The organism is Chamaesiphon sp. OTE_75_metabat_556 (assembly GCF_031378165.1).
GTDB lineage: Bacteria > Cyanobacteriota > Cyanobacteriia > Cyanobacteriales > Chamaesiphonaceae > Chamaesiphon.
The window spans coordinates 1-2,615 of the sequence record NZ_JANNDR010000169.1 but is presented as its reverse complement, the minus strand read 5'-3'; the positions used below and the strand labels follow the sequence as shown (position 1 = coordinate 2,615).

Here is a 2,615-nt window from a genome sequence, read left to right as displayed (position 1 = left end):
GATGTCGATTACATTATCAAAGCCGATATCCAGTTAAAACCCCATGCAGATGCTCATCCGGCTAAATACCGCGATCAATTTCGGCGGCGGTTAGCCAAAGGGCAATGTCACCATCAACCCTATCTGGGTACGCGAGAGTTTAGTGCTTACTTTAGCGAATCGGATGGCTCGGAACAACCGATCGAGGATAGTTCGGATTTGGGTTTAATGTTGTTCGATTTAGAAATTACTGAAGCTATTGACGGCTCGATGACTTACCTCAGTCATGATGCTAGTGGAGCGAAGGTGACGAAAGGAAATGCTAAACCAAAATTCTTTGAGGCAAAGCTAGACAACGGGGTATTGAAAGTACCTAGTAACGGCAGTTTAGTAGAGGTAGATCATGCTACTAACTAGACTGTATGAACTCTCACAACGTAAGGACATCAAAGCTAAACTACCGATCGAAGGTTATAATAATGTTCCCCTTAAGTGGATAGTTAATATCGATCTCGAAGGTAATTTAATTGGTTTTGACGAATTAGCTGATCGTGAAAAGCGAATGCTACCAGATTGTAAAAGATCTTCGGGTATCAAACCAAAATTATTGGCTGATAAATGCGATTATGTATTTGGTTATGCCGAACCCGATACACCAACTGATAAGGTAATCGAACGCCATCGCCAGTTTAAGGAATTAGTGAATAATTGTGCTGAATATACACAGGAAAGTAGCATTCTAGCTGTAGCTAAATTTCTGAGTAACTGGAATCCAGAACGAGACTGCAAAAAGTTAATTGAGAAAAAAATAGAACCCTCTCAAGTAGCAACTTTTTGTGTTAATTATCCCGATGGTAATACTATTATCCCTGCTGATAGCAAAGCTGGCTTAACTGCGATCGAATCATTCTGGTCGAGACATGTATCTGGTGAGAATGGCGAAGGCAGTCAACAATCAATGATGACTTGTTTAGTTACCAATCGAGAACGTTTGGTAGAAGAACGTTTGCCAGTCGTCATTAAAGGCGTTCCTAACGGACAAACTTCTGGAACTGCTTTAGTTTCTGCTAATGCACTGCCTTTCACTTCCTATGGCTTGAAAAACTCCCTGACTTCACCCATTTGTCGAGAAGCTGGTGAAGGATTTGCCAAGGCTCTCAATTATCTATTGAGTAATGATGATTCTAAATTCATTCTTAATAATAATGTGGCGTTTGTGTTTTGGACGCAGAACCCGACTAGAGCTAAATCAGCAATCTGGAAAAATGACCAACCGAAAACGATTAGAGGCGTTTTAGTTAAGGCTCTTCAAGGCGAACGAAGATTAGCTAGTTTGCAAACCAATCGTTACTATGCTGTCGCTCTGTCTGCTAGTGGGGCGCGGGTAGTTGTCCGCGATTATATTGACATCGCTCTCGACAAAGCCATCGAAAATCTAATTAAGTGGTTTGACGATCAAGAGCTGGTCGATACTTGGGGCGAAGAAAATGATAAACGGAAATATCTGAGCATTTATCGCCTATCCAAATGTCTGTATCGAGATGCCAAGAAAGAAGACATAGCTCGAATTTCTACGCAATTAATTCGAGTGGCAATTCAAGGGGGTAAATTACCTCAAGAATTACTCGCTCAACTCGTGCGCCGTAATCGGGCAGATAGAGATATCAATCGAGATCGCGCCACTCTCATCAAATTAGTTTTGACAACTCAGTATCCCAACCAAATGATAAATATGAATAGCTTAAATGAAGACCCTCAATTTACTGAGCAACTAGATCGAGCCGCTTATTATTGTGGTCGATTATTAGCCCAACTCGAACAAATTCAAATTCAAGCATTAGGCAGAGATGTCAATGCAACATTGATCGATCGCTTTTATGGGGCAGCTTCGGCAACTCCAGGTAAAGTCTTAGGTAAATTAGTCGAGGATGCTCAACCTCACCTCGCCCGAATTCGGAAAGATAAGCGGGGTACTTATGAGGCTCTCCAACAACAAATGGAGGATATTCTCTGCAATATTTCACCAGAAGATGGGAAGTTTCCTACCACTCTAAATATGGTTCAGCAGAGCATTTTTGCCCTCGGTTATTACCACCAACGGGCACACAATCGCAAACAAGCAAAAGATGGTGCGGCTGCGAAGAAAGCGAGTACTTCTACACATGCTGAAGATGCTGTTGCCGAGTAAAGCCCGATGGTGCGTTACGCTACGCGATAACACACCCTACCGTATTTTCCAATTATCAACTGTTAATCATCAATTATTTAATCATGTCTAATCATCTCAATCCAGAATTTCGTCACGATTTTGTCATGCTGTTTGATGTCGAAAACGGCAATCCAAATGGCGATCCAGATGGTGGGAACTTACCCCGTACAGATCCAGAGACTATGCACGGGTTAGTAACTGATGTATGTCTAAAACGAAAAATTCGTAATTTCATCGATATCTTCTATGGAGAAGAGAAAACTACCAAAATCTATGTTCAAGATCGGGGGATTGCCCTTAATGATATGAATGCTCGTGCCTATGCAGACTTAGGAATTAAGTCTACGGGAACAAAACAGAAACGTGAAGATGTTAATAAAACACGAGATTGGATGTGTGAAAATTTCTTTGATATTCGGATGTTTGG

The 2,615-nt window shown here is 41.5% G+C and carries 3 protein-coding genes; all 3 read left to right on the top strand.

The window, feature by feature from the left end; all coding sequences use genetic code 11:
• On the top strand, nucleotides 1–396 hold a 396-nt coding region (locus RMO27_RS07240), incomplete at its 5' end, for a type I-E CRISPR-associated protein Cas5/CasD (protein WP_309730960.1).
• Nucleotides 383–2,167, top strand: a complete 1,785-nt coding sequence (gene cas8c, locus RMO27_RS07235; RefSeq protein WP_309730959.1) for a type I-C CRISPR-associated protein Cas8c/Csd1 — start codon at nucleotides 383–385, stop codon at nucleotides 2,165–2,167. The genes RMO27_RS07240 and cas8c, both read left to right, overlap by 14 nt.
• An 83-nt stretch (nucleotides 2,168–2,250) precedes the next feature.
• A partial coding sequence (locus tag RMO27_RS07230; RefSeq protein WP_309730958.1) for a type I CRISPR-associated protein Cas7 occupies nucleotides 2,251–2,615 on the top strand: 365 nt, incomplete at its 3' end.